The organism is Vibrio pomeroyi, assembly GCF_024347595.1.
Lineage (GTDB): Bacteria > Pseudomonadota > Gammaproteobacteria > Enterobacterales > Vibrionaceae > Vibrio > Vibrio pomeroyi.
On record NZ_AP025506.1, the window covers coordinates 2,739,415 to 2,757,883 of the forward strand.

The 18,469-nt window shown below is 43.3% G+C and carries 20 protein-coding genes; 10 read left to right on the forward strand and 10 right to left on the reverse strand.

Annotated elements, in window-relative coordinates:
- Positions 1-152 precede the first annotated feature (152 nt).
- The 4 genes from OCV12_RS11890 (at position 153) to OCV12_RS11905 (ending at position 2,781) form a co-directional block, all read left to right on the forward strand.
- Positions 153-1,064, forward strand: coding sequence for a winged helix-turn-helix domain-containing protein (locus OCV12_RS11890; RefSeq protein WP_261884729.1), 912 nt, complete (start codon positions 153-155; stop codon positions 1,062-1,064).
- A 1-nt stretch (position 1,065) separates the two neighbouring features.
- Positions 1,066-1,581, forward strand: a complete 516-nt coding sequence (locus OCV12_RS11895) for a regulatory protein ToxS (protein WP_017629605.1) — start codon at positions 1,066-1,068, stop codon at positions 1,579-1,581.
- A 114-nt stretch (positions 1,582-1,695) separates the two neighbouring features.
- On the forward strand, positions 1,696-2,451 hold the full coding sequence (locus OCV12_RS11900; RefSeq protein WP_239828777.1) for a sulfite exporter TauE/SafE family protein: 756 nt from the start codon (positions 1,696-1,698) through the stop codon (positions 2,449-2,451).
- Between the two features lie 18 nt (positions 2,452-2,469).
- Positions 2,470-2,781, forward strand: coding sequence for a SelT/SelW/SelH family protein (locus tag OCV12_RS11905; protein WP_261884730.1), 312 nt, complete (start codon positions 2,470-2,472; stop codon positions 2,779-2,781).
- A 23-nt stretch (positions 2,782-2,804) separates the two neighbouring features.
- Here OCV12_RS11905 and yfcE read toward each other — a convergent pair whose 3' ends face one another.
- Genes yfcE through OCV12_RS11930 form a run of 5 tightly spaced genes read right to left on the reverse strand, consistent with a single transcriptional unit; the run spans position 2,805 to position 5,667 of the window.
- Entirely contained in the window at positions 2,805-3,350 is a 546-nt protein-coding gene (gene yfcE, locus OCV12_RS11910; protein ID WP_261884731.1) for a phosphodiesterase, read from the reverse strand.
- A 47-nt stretch (positions 3,351-3,397) separates the two neighbouring features.
- Entirely contained in the window at positions 3,398-3,805 is a 408-nt protein-coding gene (locus OCV12_RS11915; protein WP_017629601.1) for a CBS domain-containing protein, read from the reverse strand.
- The gene (locus OCV12_RS11920; protein WP_146490385.1) at positions 3,802-4,152 is read right to left on the reverse strand and encodes a P-II family nitrogen regulator; all 351 of its coding nucleotides are present in this window, start codon (positions 4,150-4,152) and stop codon (positions 3,802-3,804) included. Before OCV12_RS11920 ends, OCV12_RS11915 begins: the two co-directional genes overlap by 4 nt.
- A complete protein-coding gene (locus OCV12_RS11925) occupies positions 4,142-4,936 on the reverse strand; it encodes a DUF1538 domain-containing protein (RefSeq protein ID WP_239848753.1) in 795 nt (264 codons plus the stop codon). Before OCV12_RS11925 ends, OCV12_RS11920 begins: the two co-directional genes overlap by 11 nt.
- The gene (locus tag OCV12_RS11930) at positions 4,933-5,667 is read right to left on the reverse strand and encodes a DUF1538 domain-containing protein (RefSeq protein ID WP_146490387.1); all 735 of its coding nucleotides are present in this window, start codon (positions 5,665-5,667) and stop codon (positions 4,933-4,935) included. The genes OCV12_RS11925 and OCV12_RS11930 overlap by 4 nt, the downstream gene beginning before the upstream one ends.
- Before the next feature lie 301 nt (positions 5,668-5,968).
- On the opposite strand from OCV12_RS11930, the gene OCV12_RS11935 reads away from it, so the two are divergent.
- From OCV12_RS11935 to OCV12_RS11955, 5 genes are all read left to right on the forward strand, one after another.
- Complete coding sequence (locus OCV12_RS11935) at positions 5,969-6,883, forward strand: TIGR01777 family oxidoreductase (RefSeq protein WP_261884732.1); 915 nt, start codon at positions 5,969-5,971, stop codon at positions 6,881-6,883.
- Positions 6,884-6,926: 43 nt separating this feature from the next.
- A complete protein-coding gene (locus OCV12_RS11940) occupies positions 6,927-7,754 on the forward strand; it encodes an SDR family oxidoreductase (protein ID WP_261884733.1) in 828 nt (275 codons plus the stop codon).
- Between the two features lie 398 nt (positions 7,755-8,152).
- A complete protein-coding gene (locus OCV12_RS11945) occupies positions 8,153-9,007 on the forward strand; it encodes a co-chaperone YbbN (RefSeq protein WP_261884734.1) in 855 nt (284 codons plus the stop codon).
- 209 nt (positions 9,008-9,216) lie between these two features.
- Positions 9,217-10,146: an SPFH domain-containing protein gene (locus tag OCV12_RS11950; RefSeq protein ID WP_017629595.1), complete on the forward strand. Its 930-nt coding sequence runs from the start codon at positions 9,217-9,219 to the stop codon at positions 10,144-10,146.
- A 3-nt stretch (positions 10,147-10,149) separates the two neighbouring features.
- Positions 10,150-10,599, forward strand: coding sequence for an NfeD family protein (locus OCV12_RS11955; protein WP_261884735.1), 450 nt, complete (start codon positions 10,150-10,152; stop codon positions 10,597-10,599).
- Between the two features lie 563 nt (positions 10,600-11,162).
- Here OCV12_RS11955 and cueR read toward each other — a convergent pair.
- The 5 genes from cueR to zipA form a co-directional block, all read right to left on the reverse strand.
- Positions 11,163-11,555 carry a Cu(I)-responsive transcriptional regulator gene (cueR, locus tag OCV12_RS11960; RefSeq protein ID WP_261884736.1) on the reverse strand — a complete coding sequence of 131 codons (393 nt, stop codon included), beginning with the start codon at positions 11,553-11,555 and terminating at the stop codon, positions 11,163-11,165.
- A gap of 93 nt (positions 11,556-11,648) precedes the next feature.
- Positions 11,649-12,452, reverse strand: coding sequence for a DUF2057 family protein (locus tag OCV12_RS11965; RefSeq protein ID WP_176680264.1), 804 nt, complete (start codon positions 12,450-12,452; stop codon positions 11,649-11,651).
- Between the two features lie 98 nt (positions 12,453-12,550).
- Positions 12,551-13,654 (reverse strand): porin, encoded by a 1,104-nt coding sequence (locus tag OCV12_RS11970; protein ID WP_176680265.1) that lies wholly within the window; start codon positions 13,652-13,654, stop codon positions 12,551-12,553.
- 523 nt (positions 13,655-14,177) lie between these two features.
- A complete protein-coding gene (gene ligA / locus OCV12_RS11975; RefSeq protein ID WP_176680266.1) occupies positions 14,178-16,190 on the reverse strand; it encodes an NAD-dependent DNA ligase LigA in 2,013 nt (670 codons plus the stop codon).
- 92 nt (positions 16,191-16,282) lie between these two features.
- Positions 16,283-17,326: a cell division protein ZipA gene (gene zipA, locus OCV12_RS11980; RefSeq protein ID WP_176680267.1), complete on the reverse strand. Its 1,044-nt coding sequence runs from the start codon at positions 17,324-17,326 to the stop codon at positions 16,283-16,285.
- A gap of 229 nt (positions 17,327-17,555) precedes the next feature.
- Here zipA and cysZ point away from each other — a divergent pair, with 229 nt between their 5' ends.
- Positions 17,556-18,314, forward strand: a complete 759-nt coding sequence (gene cysZ, locus OCV12_RS11985) for a sulfate transporter CysZ (RefSeq protein WP_132743161.1) — start codon at positions 17,556-17,558, stop codon at positions 18,312-18,314.
- Positions 18,315-18,469 lie beyond the last annotated feature (155 nt).

The following is an 18,469-nucleotide window of genomic DNA, read 5'->3' on the forward strand; positions in this document are numbered from 1 at the left end:
AAACACTGTTTTTTTGATCTGTTTTTATTATCCTTGAGTCTGATAAATATAAAAGAACATAAAAGAAGCCATGATTTGGTGAAGAATTAACTGAACTTCACCTGAGATTTGTCTATTTCGCACCCCAAATCATCCAAAAGTAGAAGAATTCAATGAGCAATATCGGCACAAAGTTTATTCTCGCACAGCGGTTTGTCTTCGATCCAAACAGCAACTCACTTGTTGACCAAATGAGCGACGGCGAAGTCGTACGCCTTGGCAGCAATGAAAGCCGCATTCTCCTGATGCTGTCGGAAAGACCCAATGAAGTTATCACTCGTAATGAATTACACGAGTATGTTTGGCGAGACCAAGGCTTTGAGGTTGATGACTCTAGCTTAACGCAAGCAGTATCAACGCTAAGAAAGATGCTGAAAGATTCGACCAAATCCCCAGAATTCGTAAAGACAGTGCCTAAACGCGGTTATCAATTTATTGCGACCGTTGAGCGCTCTGCACCACTTTCATCAAATGATCAGCCAGTAGCGGCTGAAATTGTCGAAAATGACGTAGAACCTATCTTGACGTTTGCAACACCTGCAGCGACTGAAGAAACGATCACTGAAACGGTTGAGTCAGAGCCAGTAGCAAAGGTTCAAGAAACCAATGTCGAAGCTGAACCAGCACGAGCTCCTGCTGCAACTCCAGCTAAAAGCACAAATAAGTGGTTAACGTTTTGGTTGCTACTTATTGCTTTCATCATGCCGATTCTGGTTTTAACGTTTACTAACCCGGCAGAATCCGAGTTCAAAACATTGGCTGAAGTGGATGGCGTAAAGGTTCAATCACCAGTTAACCACCCAGATCTTAGCAGTTGGCTGCCAGCGATAGAGAAGTGTGTATTACGTTACAACACCAATCACACAGGCATGCTCAAGCCGACTGAAGTGATCGCAACAGGTGGACAAACCAACAACCTTGCCCTCAACTACATTCACCCGCAAGATTACTCTAGCGAGAATGTAACCCTAAGAATTTATGCAAACCAGTCGGATGTAAACGACATTTGTAACGGTGGTCAGTAACATGAAATTAAAAGTATCGATTATTTTACTGGTTCTATCTGCATTTTTGAGTGGTTGGCTATATTGGGGAAGCGATGCAAAAGTAGAGCGCCTACTTACTGCACATGAATGGCAATCTAAGATGGTCACTCTGATCAGCGACAACAAACAAGCGGACTCAATCGGCCCACTTCGCAAAGTTGAGCTGTCATCGAATGCGAAATACCTACCAAATGGTACATATCTGAGAATGTCAGTGGTTAGACTGTATGGTACTCAAACTGAGCCTGCGAATGTCATCAACATTTCGGAAACGGGTCAGTGGGATATCAATGACAACTACCTATTGGTTTCACCAACAGAGTTTAAAGATGTGACTTCTGCTCAGCGCCAAGATTTTTCGGAAGGTCAGCTCGAATTGATCACTCAGGTTATTAAGATGGATGCAGAGCAAAGCCGACGAATCGACATCGTTAACCCGAAAGCACTGCTACTGACTAGCTTAAATCACGGTTCAACCGTATTGTTTTCAAACTAACATTGGAAAGCCGTTTACTGTGTATCAATAGCTGAATACCATGAAGCGGTAAACCAATAGAAAAGGGGCATGATGCCCCTTTTTGTTATCTAAAACTTACAAGTACGAAATTCTATGGATTGGATAAACTCACTTGCCCTCTTTTTTGGTTCATTGATCGCCAATACCCTCGCTTCCTTATCGGGTGGTGGTGCTGGGCTACTTCAATTCCCACTGCTTATCTTTCTTGGCCTCCCCTTCTCAGTCGCCTTAGCAACACACAAAGTCGCCAGTGTCGCTTTAGGTTTGGGCGCTGCTTATACACATATTAAAGGTGGCACGCTCAGTTGGAGAATTTGTTGCTATCTGATCCTTGTTGGCAGCATCGGCGTTGTCATTGGGGCAAATATCGTGTTACTGATTCCAGATGATATTGCACAAAAACTGCTTGGGGCGATGATCTTAGCGCTTGGCGTCTACTCGCGACTAAAGAAGCAATTGGGACAAGAGGAACAACTCAAAAACCGAGATACCAAAGGTTGGATTATTGGTGGCATTGGGCTTGCGCTGATTGGCATCATCAATGGCTCGCTCACTGCCGGATCAGGACTGTTAGTGACCTTGTTTCTTGTTCGCTGGTTTGGTTTCACTTATAAGCAGGCCGTGGCACTCACCATGATATGTGTTGGTCTGTTCTGGAATGGCATCGGCGGTATCGCAATCGTACAAGCTGGTGCTCCGATATACTGGTTGTGGCTACCCATACTTCTACTTAGCTCATTTATAGGCGGAAGCCTCGGTGCATTTCTTGCCAACCGTTCAAGCAATCAGCTCGTCAAAACCGCTTTTGAAATATTGACGTTTGCCGTCGGTATCAAGCTGCTGATATAGAATTTAAAAGGATTAACTATGAATACAGAATCGAATCCAACCACGACAACAGTACTGAAAGCAACGATAACCATACACTATTGCCGTCAATGTAATTGGATGCTTCGCTCAAGCTGGTTGTGCCAAGAATTGCTACACACCTTCAGTGAAGAGATAGAGCAAGTCAGTCTGCACCCTGATACGGGCGGACGATTCGAGATCTTTTGTAATGGAATACAGATTTGGGAAAGAAAAGCGGACGGCGGTTTTCCTGAGGCTAAAGTTCTGAAGCAAAGAGTACGGAACATTATTGCTCCAGACAAAGACCTCGGCCACGTAGATTCAAAGTAAAGCCACGCGACCGATTTTATTATTTAAAGCTGACCGCTCACAATCAGGTCACCTTCAAGGCTGATTACTTTGAAGGTGTTGTCTTCATATAGACCATAGCTTGCTGCGTGCCCTTCTCGAGGGAATGTCACTGAGCTAGGGTTGAAAATGAAGATCTCATCTTGGTATTCAGCAACTGGGATATGAGTATGACCGTGAGCAATAATATCGCCCGCTTTCAGTGCTGGTCGCTTCGTTGTGTTATATAGGTGACCATGAGTTAAGAAAATACGCTGACCCGATTCCAATAACACCCATGAGTAATCCATCATCATTGGGAAAGACAACAGCATCTGATCTACTTCGCTGTCACAGTTACCACGAACGGCGATGATCTCTTGAGAAAACGCATTCAACTTCTCTGCAACCGCCGGCGGGTTGTATCCCTCTGGAATCGGGTTTCTTGGACCATGATTCAGAATATCACCCAATAGAACCAAATATTGCGCACCAGATGCTTGGTATAGCTCTAATACTTTTTCTGTTGCTGGCAGCGAACCGTGTAGGTCTGAAGCAAAAAATAATTTCACACGTACTTCTCCATAAAATTTATGAGCCTATTGTACGTATCTAACGGCTACACGTCATCTCTCGCCATACCGTTGATCACGATATTATTGTAACTAACCATACCGACTATTTTATGGTCACTGACTACTGGGGCACGACTGATACCAAAACGCTCAAACAAGCGCGCACAATACTTCACATTCATATCGGCAGACACGCTCAAAGCCGGTTTAGTCATGATTTCATAAACGTTAGTGCGCTTAGGTGATCGGTTCTTGGCTAACACTTTCTTGGCGATGTCATTCATCAACACGATGCCGTATTCATCATCCTCATGGCGTTTATCGACGATGATGGCTTTTACTTTGTGTTTTTTTGCCATCTCAATCGCTTCTAACACCGTCGTTAGACCGTCAATAATCACATACGTGTTGGCCATTACATCGCTTACTCGAATTGTCTCACCCGTATTCATAGCTCATCCTCCACAACTTTGGTTAATGTCTCGACTTGATGCGCGACCCCGACCGCATCTTCAACATCGATCTGAACAGCAATGCCTTGCCCTGACTCTTGGTCGAACTCTCCGACTTCACCGATGGTTTCTAAAATATGTCTAGCCAAATGCTCCTCGACGACAAACAACAACACATCTTTTTGCACCTCCAAGGTTAAGCCAAAGAAGGTGGTTTTTTGGTTTAGACCTTGCCCTCTGGCATTGTTTATCACCGTTGCTCCAGTTGCGCCCGCATCACGCGCGGCATCGAGTACACTGTCTGTCTTGCTCTCTTCTACAAACGCTAAGATAAGTTTAAAGCGCATCTTTGCTCTCCTTAGAGGTATGTAAACGGTTTAACCATTGTGTTATTTGGGCATAGCCCATCACTGAAATAATCGGAAATAAGCTGGCAAAGGCAATCAACCCAAAACCATCAATCACAGGGTTTCGTCCAGGTACAGTTGAAGCGAGCCCTAGCCCAAGCGCCGTCACTAAGGGAACGGTCACGGTGGATGTCGTCACCCCACCAGAATCATAGGCCAATGGGATGATCAGTTTGGGGGCGTAAAAGGTTTGGATAACCACGACAACATAGCCAAAAATGATGTAGTAATGGATCGGGTCACCAGCAACGATCCGATAGCTTCCAAGCGAGATACCGATAGCAACTCCTAATGCCACTGCGATTCTCAGCCCATTAACACTGATGCTGCCGCCGGATACTTGATTCGCTTTAATAGCCACCGCAATCAAAGATGGCTCGGCTATCGTGGTACTAAAACCAATACAGAATGCAAAAAGGTAAACCCAATAATAATCAAACCAAGCTAATGTCAGACCAGAGCTGACTTTAAACTCAGTCAGAAAACTGGGTTCGGTCAACTGCATGGCCATGGTCTCCCCTAAGGGAAACAATGCGAGTTCCAATCCCATCAAGAAAAGGGACAACCCAAGAATGACGTAGAAAAAACCAATCAACACCTTGGCTAAATTGTTCACAGGCTTACGTAACACCGCCAGCTGAAAACCAAAAATGATCACCGCAATCGGAATCACATCCATCACGGTACCTAAAAAGGTGTCGATAAACTGCTGAGCACTGATCATGTCACCACCATCCCATAGACCATGACAAACATCATCGGCAACAGTGACGCAAAGGCGATCAACCCAAAGCCATCGATCATTGGATTACGGCCCTTGATTGCTGAAGCTAAACCCACCCCTAATGCTGTCACCAACGGAACGGTGATGGTTGATGTTGTCACTCCACCAGAGTCATAGGCTATGCCAATGATATTTTCAGGGGCGAAAGCGGTAAGCACCACCACACCAATATACCCACCGATGATCATGTACTGAATTGGCCACCCTTTTAAGATGCGTAATACTCCGAGTAAGATGGCGATACCCACCGACAATGCTACGGTGAAACGTAGGCCGTCTGCATATTCTTCCATTTCATCTAACGTATTAGGGATAACGCCTCCCTCGGCGGCCACTTCCGCAGCTTCAGCCGCCACCGCAGTTAACGCAGGTTCTGCAATGGTTGTTCCAAAACCCAAACAAAAAGCAAATGTCAGTAACCAGAACACACTCCCTTTGCGAGCAAAGGCTTGGGCCATAGACTCACCAATTGGGAATAACCCCATTTCGAGCCCGAATATGAAGAAAGTCAGTCCAAAGACCACCAGCACTAAACCAGTTAGAATTGATAACAGATGAGGAAGTGGCTCTTGCAACACAGCGAGCTGGAAGAAGGCGATCACTGCGACAATCGGCAACAGATCTCGTAGGCTACCTAGCATGGCTCGAAACAAAGCAAGTACTGCCGCCATCGCCACTCCTTATCGCTGAAATTGTGTCGGGTTATTGGTTACTAATAATCATGGCAAATCCTTATCATTCCTTATGTGATAAATATTACGCAGTTGGTAACATATCCGAGTAAAATCCATAAGTGTGATAACGGTACACATCCTGGCCAAATGAATTTTATTTCATTCATTCTTTAATTTTAAAAGGCGTAATTTGGGTATCACACGATTGAAACCAACTGATCGTTATAGTGATTTTTTCGTATTGATTGGCGATTAAAAACAAGCCATGTCTATAATTATGTTTAATAAGGAGATTGGTATGAAGATATTGTTAACTGGTGGTACGGGATTTATTGGCTCTGAATTGGTTAAAAGTTGGAACACTGACGATGTGACATTGCTGACGCGGAACCCTGAAAAAGCAAAGCAAAATCTAAATCACCTGAACCAGAACAACCTTCATTACATTCAATCCCTTGATGAACTAAGCGACCTCAACGACTTCGATGTGGTGGTTAACCTTGCTGGCGAACCGATAGCCGACAAGCGTTGGAGCGAAGAACAAAAAGAGCGAATCTGTAGTAGCCGCTGGCACATCACAGAAAAGTTGGTCGAGTTAATTCATGCCAGCAGCAACCCACCAGAGGTTTTCATTAGTGGTTCAGCCGTCGGTTATTATGGCGATCAACAACAGCATCCGTTTGATGAATCATTACGAGTGGAGGATGAGAGCTTCCCTCATAAAGTTTGTGCTCACTGGGAAGAGATAGCTAAACGAGCTGAAACAGATAACACGCGAGTGATACTACTCAGAACGGGGATTGTATTAGGAGAAAATGGCGGTGCACTAAAGAAAATGCTGATGCCCTACAAACTGGGCGTCGGTGGGCCTCTAGGTTCTGGCAAACAGTACATGCCATGGATTCACATGCTAGATATGGTGCGAGCCATTAACCACTTGTTGTCGATTCCTCACGCTCAAGGCGAGTTTAATATGTGCGCGCCACACCCTGTGACTAACAAACTGTTCAGCAGTACGTTAGCCAAACAATTGGGCCGACCACATTTCTTGTTCACACCGAAATGGGCTATGTCGCTTCTGATGGGAGAATCATCTTGTTTGCTATTTGATAGCATCCGCTCCAAACCAAAGAAGCTCACCGAAATGGGATTCATCTTTAGTTACTCAAGAATCGAGCCTGCACTAAAAAACTTGTTACAACATCAAGACTAATTCTTTACCCTAGAGTCATAGAGACTCTAATAAAGGATTAAGCGTGAACAAGTCGATTCTTATCACTGGTTGCTCAACGGGTATTGGCTATACATGTGCTCATGCACTGCAAAAGCGCGGTTTTCATGTCATTGCATCTTGTCGTGACCCACAAGATGTTCAACGCCTTCAAGATGAAGGTCTCACCTGCATTCAACTCGATCTTTCCAACCAAGAAAGTATTGAACATGGTGCCAAGCTTGCTATTGAACTCGCACCTAACGGGCTATATGGATTGTTCAACAACGGCGCTTACGGCCAAGCAGGTGCGCTAGAAGACTTACCAACTCAAGGACTCAGAGAGCAATTCGAAACCAACTTCTTCGGCTGGCACCATCTTGTTTGCCAGATCCTCCCACACATGCGTGAACGTGGCGAAGGACGAATCGTACAAAACAGTTCAGTGTTAGGCTTCGCCGCTATGAAATATCGCGGTGCTTACAACGCTTCAAAATTCGCGATAGAAGGTTGGACTGACACTCTGCGTTTAGAACTTCATGGCAGTGGCATACACATTTCATTACTTCAACCCGGCCCTATCGAAACCCAGTTTAGAACGAACGCCCTAAAGGCCTTCAATAAGTGGATACGCATCGAAGGCAGTGTCCATCAAGAAGCTTACCAACAGCAAAAAGACCGACTTGAAAAAGAGTCGTCGAACAACGCTTTTGTTCTGCCTGCTGAAAGCTGCATTGCACCTGTTTTTCACGCGCTGACTGCCGATAAACCTAAGTTAAGGTACCGAGTGACAACACCAACTAAGGTATTCGCTGTGTTAAAAAGGCTACTACCAAGCCGCTTGCTAGACCCTATTTTGAGAAAAGCAGCATAAATTACTAACTTTGAATGCACAGTCGCAAACTTTAATGTAACGATGTAATTTATTCGTAACAATAAGATGTCATGATTTAGCCTATCTCATCAATTATTCCCAATTGATGAAGCTACTTCTGGATATTTCATGACTTTAAACCGCCTTAATTGGGTAGGTGTGAGTTTGGCTATTACGTTGTTTATTCTGTTTTGAATATCTTAAGTAATACCTCACTGACCACCTCAATGAGAACGCTGTGTCTTCCGTGTTGAGATAACAACTCAATCAACATCGAAGCATGGCGTTTTTTTATTTTTGGCGCTTTTTATCTGAGATAACTGAGTTAGATCTTGAAGTTACCGACTTCTCACCCCATATTTGCAACGTATCCACAAAACAAACCTCAAGGAACGTAAATGCAATCTCCGCATATTGTTGAACTTAATGAGCAGAACTTTCGTCAAGTATTAGAAGGTTCGATGCAGACCCCTGTACTCATCCATTTTTGGGCACCAATGAGCCAAGAGAGCGCCCAAGTCATTCCTGAACTCCAAACATTAACTCAGCAATACAACGGTGCTTTCACGTTAGCCCTACTGAATTGCGAGCAAGAACAAGCGATTGCTAGCCAATTTGGTGTTCAAGCACTGCCTACGATCGCACTGTTTGTTAACGGTCAACCTGTCGACGGTCTTGGTGGCCCTCAAAGCTTAGACGCGATTGTAGAGATGCTAAGCAAACACCTTCCTAGTCAAGATGAACTCGCACTGCGCCAAGCTCTTGAGTTAATGCAAGCAGGCGATCACACTCAAGCTCTAGCGGCAATGCAACAACTTCCAGCAGAGCTTACAAACAAAGGTGAAGTAAAACTGGCGATAGCAGAGTGTTTGCTAGAAACACAACAGTTTGACCTTGCTGAAGCTCAGCTAGCAACCATCCCACTTGAGTACCAAGATAACTACTACAAAGGCCTAGTTGCGAAGCTTGAACTTCATAAACAGGCAGCAGACAGCCCTGAGATTCAAGCACTAGAATCTGCTCTTCAGCAAAACCCAAGCGATGCTAAAACAGCCTCTGAATTAGCACTGCAATACCACCAAGTAAACCGTAGCGAAGAAGCAATGGACCTACTGTGGTCTTTCCTAGCAAAAGATCTTAATACTCTCGATGGTGACATGAAGAAAGAATTCATGGACATCTTGAGTGCGCTTGGACAAGGTAACCCGGTTGCGAGTAAATACCGTCGACAGTTGTACTCTCTGCTTTACTAGCAATCGTCAACGCCAGTTAAGTTAAGCGTTGTAAAACACATCGAAAACTAACAATTCAATCAGTTAGTTTATCGAATACAAGAATGCCAAATGGGCCATAAAATCAATATTTTATGGCCCGTTTTTCGTTTATAAATTTGCTCCGATTTTAAATATGAGCCAGTATCAATAATGAACTATCAAAAACTTAAACTTGCAAAGGATTTTGTATGGCTATTGATACATTGATTACTATTGGCGTCTTTACCGTCGTCGCACTGTTATTTATTTTCGCCGGAGTAAAAACCGTTCCGCAAGGCAATAACTGGACGGTAGAACGCTTCGGTCGCTACACGCATACCCTAAGACCGGGCTTAAACTTGATCATTCCGTTTATTGATAAAGTTGGACAACGCATCAGCATGATGGAGCGTGTTCTCGACATCCCAGCTCAAGAGGTCATCTCTAAAGACAACGCGAACGTCGTTATTGATGCGGTGTGTTTTGTTCAGGTTATCGATGCCCCTAAAGCGGCCTATGAAGTGAACGATCTTGAGCACGCGATCCGTAACTTAACCCTCACCAATATCCGTACAGTTCTGGGTTCTATGGAACTGGATGAAATGCTCAGCCAGCGTGACATGATCAATACCAAACTGCTGAACATCGTCGATGAAGCAACTAACCCTTGGGGCGTAAAAGTTACGCGTATCGAGATTAAAGACGTACAACCGCCCGCCGATCTTACCGCTGCGATGAATGCTCAGATGAAGGCAGAACGAAACAAACGTGCTGACATACTAGAAGCGGAAGGCGTAAGACAAGCTGAGATCCTAAAAGCGGAAGGTCACAAGCAGTCTGAGATCCTGAAAGCGGAAGGTGAAAAACAAGCCGCGATACTTCAAGCCGAAGCTCGTGAACGCGCTGCAGAAGCAGAAGCGAAAGCAACAGAAATGGTATCGACGGCGATTGCTCAAGGTGACATGCAAGCCGTAAACTACTTTATTGCACAAGGCTACACCGACGCACTTAAATCAATTGGTCAAGCAGAAAACGGTAAGATCATCATGTTACCACTTGAAGCCACAGGCCTAATGGGTTCTGTCGCGGGCATTGCAGAGATGTTTGCGCATAAGAATGACAAAGGTAGTAAGGACTAACTTATGGTCGAATTACTAGAACAAGTAAACCACTGGCACTGGCTAGCATTTGGTCTAGCACTGCTTGCACTTGAACTGGTTGGAACCGCTGGTTACTTTTTATGGATAGGCATATCTGCCATGTTAATCGGTGCACTTTTAGGTGCTCTACCAATTGGTTGGCAGATGCAATGGCTATCCTTTGCAAGCTTTTCACTTATCACGACTTGGTTGTGGTGGAGAAGACAACTCTCAAATGACAAGCAATCGGATGCAGGGCGAGAGTTAAACCAAAGAGAAAAGCAACTGGTAGGTCAAACCGTTATTCTAAGTGAAGACGTAAAGAAAGGTAGCTGTCGAATCAAGTTCGGTGACTCTTCTTGGTCTGCAAAGGCGAGTCAAGATATTCCATCTGGCACCGAAATTAAGATTGTCGCTTTAGACGGAATAGTTCTAATAATAGAACCTTTATAATCAAATGCTATATAGAGCCTGCATTTTCAATAAATGCAGGCTTTTTCTATTTTTGAACCTTAATAATATTCGAATTATCATTGCGATAGATTGAATTGAAAAAAAAATAAGTTCTTATTTCGTAAAGCTAAAAAGTTTGATTAAGCTAAAAAGGTATAAGAAAGCCAGATTTCTTACCCAAGATATATATGAATAATTAGCCTGACTCTCGCTTAATTATAATTATTAAAAATGTTAAGTCCGTCCAATTTTTGAAATTTTCTTTTCCTTGTCCATACTTTCATTTATCTCAATCAGAGATAAACCTAATGGAGTTTGTATGAGACATTTTTTAATAATTCTAACGGCTATTTTCAGCTTATCATTCGGAAGTGCTCTCGCGAGCAGTCAGTCTCCTGGTAACGGAAACATGGGGCCAATTGTAAAATGTTCAGATGGTAATGCAGTCACTCACGTGCCATTACTGATTTGTAAACATTACGGCGGAAAAGTGCTGTGATAGGAGACTAAAGTCAGGCTAGTAATGTAATTGCGGCCTGACGATTATGTATAACTGACACAACCTAACTGCGGCCAGATAGATTGTTTAAGATAGGACATTCCGTGGAAGCATCACCAGGGCAGTCATGAACCCAAGATTGCAGTTGGGCTTTCATCTTATTTAATTCAGCAAGCTTCAACTCTATTTCGTTTAACTTCTGCGTTGCCTTCTTTTTTACCTCGTAGCTTTCTCTATTGGGATTCATTGCCAACTCAACCAGTGATTTACACTCATCAAGGGTAAACCCAACCATTTTAGCTCTTAGTACAAACTCTAACTGTTCGATGTGAATCTCGCCGTATTGCCTATAGCCGTTTTCTGAACGATGTGGAGGACTCATCATGCCTTTACTTTCGTAAAAACGAATGGATTTCGCTGTTGTACCAACACGCTTTGCTACTTCACCAATATTCACAATCTTACCTGTAAGCCTAAAATGAAAAACCGCAGTACTGCTGTTATACAATACTGCGGTTGAAAAACATAGTTAGGGCGTAACGTTAAAGGTTTACTCTTGCTCTAACAACCAAATCATAGTTTGAGATTTTTCTTCACTGTCTAGCTTATTAAACCAGTATGAAACCATTTCGATCTCTTTTGAGCCTTCTAGTGATGCTGGGTTAGCGTTCTTACGGTTCTTGAATGCCCAATCTGTTACTGCAGCTTGCTCTTCTTTTGTTGCTTCACCGTACCAATAGTTAACCATCTCTTGAGCTTGAGACGCTTTTGGTTCTTCAGCAACTACAGCCGCAACAGGTACCGTTACTGGAGCAACAGCGATAGCTGTATGATTATTTGCGCCATTATAAATTGTGTCGATATACGCTTTCGGCACAATGAAAGTTGTACTCATTACTGAGTTTTGTCCATCAAGTGTAAATTCTAAGTTCTTTTCTCTTGCTTGCTGGATATCAGTTTCGCTCAGTGGAAATTTAATATACTGAGTCTTTGTGCAGTGTTCGCTGCAGCTTTCTCTTGGTACTTGTCTGTCTTCTAGTTCTATCGTTTTACCAAAAAAACTAACCGTTTCGTACTCTTTGTAACTTTGGAAGTAACTCACGTCCATAGTAATTGAAGATTCTGGGGCAGTATTCGGTGTTACTTCTTTATTGTATGTAAAGTAAAGCGACGACTTGAGAATGTCTGCGCCTACATTTGCTCTATTTTCTGCTACGTAAGATTGACCTGTTACTTTAATGTAACCACCTTTGGGCTGCACATCAGCAACTGAGTCTGCAAAATTACTTTGTGAATCGAGTGAACTACAAGCTCCCAAAAATAATGATAATACGACTACACTAACTTTATTCATTATGACTAATTCCTTACGTTCACTATGGAAAAACGCTGGCAAACAAAATTTACCAGCGTTTTGATTTTTATCTAACTGTTTAAGCTAAAGATTCTAGCTTAGAAACCGTATTCAAGACCAACGCGAGTTACGATATCTGTATCAGCGTCACCAACAGTACGACCCGCTACACGTAGGTAAGGTACGAAACCGTTATGAACAGCCATTAGCTGACCAGAGATAGTGTTGCTGTCTGAGTTAGCGTCTTTCTTACCGTTTGTTTCAGACTCAAGGTTAGCTGCGTAGCCTAGTTTGAAACCGATTGGACCATTCCAGTACTGACCAATGATAGAGTAAGAATCTTGAGTTACTTTGCGGATGCTGTTATCCAGCTCTTCGCCTTTATAAGCTGCTGCGAAGCCAAAACCTGCAGGTAGGCTAGCTTCAAAACCAACGATGTATGCAAATGTATCGTCTTTAATTTCTGCAGCAGCAGCTACAGGGTCTGCAACACCCGTCTCTGGGTTAAACTCAAAACCAGCATCAACAGCTGGAGTTACACGTGTACCAGATTCAACCGCACCCATCAAAGTTACTTTTTCAAAGCTATATTTAGCACTTGCGCCAGCAAAGCTTGCATCACGTGTAGCGTTACCACCACCATTGTTATCGTCATCACGACCAACAGAAGCAGCAAAAGAGAATCCACCAAATTTAGCTGAATCGTAACGAACTTGGTTAGATTGACGATCGTAGTGGCCGTTGATGCCGCCCCAATCGAATACAGAACCTAGACCAGGGTTAGAGAATGGCCAGTCGACGATTTCGTATAGTGGTGTCAGAACACGACCGACACGTAGGTTACCCCAAGAGCCAGAAGCACCGATGAAAGTATCACGGAAACCTAGCACACCACCTGAAACACCACCGTGAGACCAGTCTGTGCTATCTACGTAACCAGATTCGATCTGCATTGTGATTAATACATCATCAAACATATCTTTATGAGCACGGAAACCGATACGAGATTCATTCTCTACGACAAAGCCCTTGCTGTTGTTGTTGTTATCAGTCGTGTTGTAGTTAACCATTGAGATAGCTGCAACACCGTATACGTCAACGTTAAAGTCAGAGTTGATACCAACTTCTTTCGCCATTACGCCTGTCGATAAAAGTGCAACGGATGCACCTAGTAGAGTACGTTTGAAAATTTTGTTTTCCATGGAATAAAACTCCTAAAAATGGATATAGCTGTTTGAATATTTCCCGCCTAAAGTTGGCCGCCGTAGAGAGAAATACCTTTTCTTGTTTGAGAACCCTTAACGCTGAATTCTCTATTTCCTTTCTGGGTATACACATCGTGCATCCATGGCATTAAGACTAACTTCGCCCTCAAAAAGATCAATGAGAACTTAATTTTCATCTAAAAAAATATGAGTTGGTGCAAATTTAGTAGGTACTTAGTGATCCAGATCGACAAAATGAAAAGCTCACAACTAAAAACAGCAATTACAAATAAAAACAACAAGTTAAATGAAAACACCTTTTATAAAAATAGATATGACTCGCATTTTAAGCACAACTAGAACAGCATTTCATTAATGTTGAGCACCATCACTGTCCTGATTTGAGACTTCGTATAGGAACAAAATTCTCAACAAACAAAAAGCTTGCTAATTTATAGCAAAAACAAAAAAGGCACTCCCTTGAAAGGAGTGCCTTTGAGCTTTTTTTATCTGAATTTACTTACGATATAAGGGCTATTAGATCTTCTTCGGTTCTTATTTCGATTCCTAAATCTTGTGCTTTAGTTAGTTTAGAACCCGCAGCTTCACCAGCAAATAAGATATCAGTTTTCTTCGATACGCTACCCGTCACTTTCGCACCTAATGCTTGTAACGCAGCTTTCGCTTCACTTCGACCTAATTGCGACAATGAACCTGTTAAGACAACGACTTTTCCTTCTAATGGTAGCTCTTGATCATCGGCAGCTTCTTCGATGATTGGCCAATTCACACCTAGCTCTATCAACTGATCGACAACAGCTCTATTTTTCCCTTGTGAGAAGAAGCTGGTGATATGGCTAGCAACGATGTCGCCAATATCTGACACTTCAACTAATTGTTCATGAGTGGCTGCCTGAACCAGTTCCAACGTCTTAAAGTGTTGCGCTAGGTTCATCGCTGTCGCTTCACCGACTTCACGAATACCGAGTGAATAGAGGAAACGCGCTAATGTCGTGTCTTTAGCTTTATTCAGCGCGCTCACGACGTTTTGTGCCGATTTAGGTCCCATTCGGTCAAGAACAGTAATCACGCCAGCGCTGAGCTTAAACAAGTCAGCCGGTGTTTCTACCATTTCACGGTCCACAAGTTGCTCAATTACTTTCACGCCCAGTCCATCAACGTCTAGCGCCTTTCTAGAAACAAAGTGTTTAAGTGCTTCTTTACGCTGCGCCTGACACACGAGACCGCCAGTACAACGCGCTACCGCTTCGCCTTCAACACGCTCAACGGCAGAACTACATACAGGGCAAGCATCAGGGAAAACTATGTCTTTCGCTGTCTCAGGACGACGATCTTGTACAACCGCGACGATCTGTGGAATCACGTCACCAGCTCGACGAATAATAACGCTATCGCCTACCTTCACACCTAGACGAGCAATCTCGTCAGCGTTGTGGAGTGTGGCATTACTCACCGTCACACCACCAACAAAGATAGGTTCCAGTTTAGCAACAGGCGTAATAGCGCCCGTACGGCCTACCTGGAACTCAACATCGTTAAGCAAAGTTATCTCTTCTTGCGCTGGGAATTTGTAAGCAATCGCCCAGCGAGGAGCTCTAGCAACAAAGCCAAGCACTTCTTGTGCGGCAATATCATCGACTTTGATAACCACACCATCAATCTCATAAGCCAGAGCATCGCGACGGGTCATGATATCTTGATAATAAGCCTTTACGTCCTCAAGTGAGCTAAGCTGCTTAGTCTCAGGGCACATAGGTAAACCCCAACTTTTCAGCTGTAAGAAACGTTGATAGTGGCTATTAGAAAGCTCAGCGCCCTCTACAACACCAACACTGTAGGCATAGAAAGCCAGCGGACGTTTCGCTGTAATACGAGAATCAAGTTGACGCAAACTACCTGCTGCGGCATTACGTGGGTTAACAAAGACTTTTTCGCCTTTCTTCAACGCCATCTCATTTAATTTGTCGAAGCCTGCTTTTGGCATGAATACTTCACCACGAACTTCGATACGCTCAGGCCAACCTTCGCCTTGCAGCTTAAGTGGAATCGAACTGATCGTACGTACGTTTTCTGTAATGTTTTCGCCAGTCGCACCATCACCACGAGTCGCAGCTTGAACTAAAGTGCCATTCACATAGAGCAAGCTTACAGCAAGGCCATCAAGCTTAGGCTCACAACAGAAAGTTTTAAGGTTCGCGGTTGGTGCTCTATCCGACATACGCTTATTAAACGCATCCAAGTCTTCGTCAGAGAATGCATTATCTAGAGAAAGCATTGGGATTTCGTGAGTCACTTGCGTGAAGCCATCCAAAGGCTGACCGCCAACACGTTGGCTTGGTGAATCGACCGTCACGAGCTCTGGGTTCTCTTCTTCGATCTTTAGCAATTGCTGCATTAATCGATCGTACTCGACATCAGGGATCTCAGGGCTATCTTCTACGTAATAACGAACGGCGTGATAATGCAGAGTTTCTCTTAACTGCTCTAAGGTAACTTGAATCGATTCTTTCATATCATTCTCTGTCGTGATTGAAATATCAAAAAGGGCTCCCTTAGGAGCCCTTTTCTATAAATATAGATTATTTATAAGGCTAAACAATACGGCTAGGCATTCGATGCCGTCATAAAATCTCTGATTTGCTTGCGGTAGTCAGACAAACGGTTTGGTGTCATTAAATTACGTGACTCATCCAATACGTTTCCGCCCATATCATCAGCAATTTTCTGCGCCGCACTCAACATTACATTGAAGTTTTGATCAGCTTGACCGTAACAAGGCAACGTCATAAAGAACGAAATACCTTTCGTCGTGAAATCAGCAGGGTCGTCATGTTCTAGAGTGCCTGGCTGCATCATGTTTGCTACGCTGAAAATAACTTTTGGTTCGTCACTCGACTGCGCAAAGCAGTGGTAGATAGACATCTCACCATAAGTTAGACCGTTATTTTCCATGCTGCGGAACAGCTCAGTCCCCACGAATGGGATTTCTCCAGCACAATGAACATTAAGAACGATAACTTCTAAACCAAGTTCTTCATCTGGCTTCGCTTCTTCAACAGGTGCGCTTTGTGGAGTAACGACTTCTTTCGCAACAACAGGTTCACTTTGAGTGAACGTTTCGTTTGGAACAAGTTGCTCATCAACCGTCTCAGAAGTTTCTTCAAACGAACCGTACTGCTCTTTAAAGCCTGCATGGTTTTCTTTTTGTTCGTCGGTCAACTCAAAGCTTGGAACTTCAGGTTCAATAACCTTCTCTTCTTCAAGCTCTTCCGGCTCACTTTCAACCTTGATTGGGTCTTCAACACTGAAAGAAGGAAGATCATTCAATTCGATGTCGTCTTCGTGAGCTTCTTTCATTTGTGGCGCTGTAAGTGGATCTGAATCGATCAGAGGATCAGTCGCAGATGGCGAAACAGCAAAATCCGGTTCTTTACGTTCTTTTCGGATTATCTCAAAATCATCTTCTGGGGCGAATGAACGATTTGGGATAGTTTCTGCTTCATCTAAGCTATCGTTATCAAGCTTACCAAGCGGCTTATCACCAAACTTTGCTTTCCCTTCTTTTTTACTCGTCCACAGACCGTGGAACAATAATGCGGCGATAGCTAGTGCGCCAACAATAATGAGTACAAATCGCAATTCCTGCATTTTTCGCTCTCAGCTTTCTTAGTCAACTAGCGATAAAGACGCTGTCACTAAGTTGGGTTAATTTGGCCAATCTCACTACTCTATCAAAAGTAGCCACTGTTTTAGAACAACTTAATACAATTAGTTCCTTACATGGTGTGATTTTCGCCACGCTTTTTTTCTTAATTTCGGTCGAGTACACTAGACATGTTTGCTATTTAATCAAATTCACATGTGACCTAATTTAAATATGACTATTGAATCTGTTCCACGCTCAGGCTTTGGCTATTTTATTTTCGGAATAAAAATCGCTTTATCACCGAGCATTCGTAAGTTTGTACTACTTCCTTTGATCGCTAACGTATTGCTTGTTGGTGGTGCCTTGTTTTATATCTTCTCCAATCTAAACACTTGGATTGAAGGTTGGATTGGTGCATTGCCAAGCTTCTTGTCTTGGTTGTCATACATTTTATGGCCGTTACTTGTCTTAACCGTCTTGGCCACGTTCTCGTATTTCTTTAGTACGCTCGCTAACTTCATTGCCGCACCGTTCAACGGTTTACTCGCAGAAAAAGTGGAAGAGTTGCTGAGCGGTAAAAAAGTCAATGACGATGGTTTACTTGATGTTCTCAAAGATACCCCACGTATATTAGCGAGAGAATGGCGCAAGCTTGTCTACGTTCTGCCAAAAGCGATCGGTTTATTCCTACTTTTGTTAATTCCAGCCCTAGGGCAAACCGTTGCACCGTTTTTATGGTTCATCTTCACAGCATGGATGTTAGCGATTCAATACGCTGACTACCCGTTCGATAACCATAAAATCAAGTTCGATGACATGAGAAACAATTTGAAACAAAAACAAGGTAAGAGCTACAGCTTCGGTGCGCTTGTTTCTGTTTTCACTACTATTCCAATTTTAAACCTGATTGTGATGCCCGTTGCCGTTTGTGGCGCAACTGCAATGTGGGTTGCTGAGTTTAAAGACCAAGCCCTGCGCTCACGTCTATAGTTCTCTTCTCTAACCCTGCCATACTTCCTAGTGTCGCCTATCTTTTTGAAGTTCTGATTTCAATAAAGATAGGCGTCAATTCTGCTACATATCTATATGATATAACTTTTTAATCCTTTTACCTTTTTTTCAACTTGTTTAATCTAAATTCAAGC